1 rRNA gene is annotated in these 246 nt (G+C 55.7%); it reads right to left on the bottom strand.

Going from position 1 to position 246, the window contains the following annotated elements:
* Positions 1-246: ribosomal RNA gene (locus IM294_RS22000) — 23S ribosomal RNA — on the bottom strand; the annotation flags it as partial.

Raw genomic sequence — 246 nt, 5'->3', positions numbered from 1 at the left:
CGTGCTCCTCCGTTACTCTTTGGGAGGAGACCGCCCCAGTCAAACTACCCACCAGACACTGTCCGCAACCCGGATCACGGGTCCACGTTAGAACACCAGCCATTAAAGGGTGGTATTTCAAGGACGGCTCCACGCAGACTGGCGTCCACGCTTCAAAGCCTCCCACCTATCCTACACATCAAGGACCAGTGTTCAGTGTCAAGCTATAGTAAAGGTTCACGGGGTCTTTCCGTCTTGCCGCGGGTA

The sequence above is a fragment of the Enterobacter cloacae complex sp. P43RS genome (genome assembly GCF_014930585.1).
Lineage (GTDB): Bacteria > Pseudomonadota > Gammaproteobacteria > Enterobacterales > Enterobacteriaceae > Enterobacter > Enterobacter bugandensis.
This window is presented reverse-complemented; position numbering and strand designations above follow the sequence as displayed.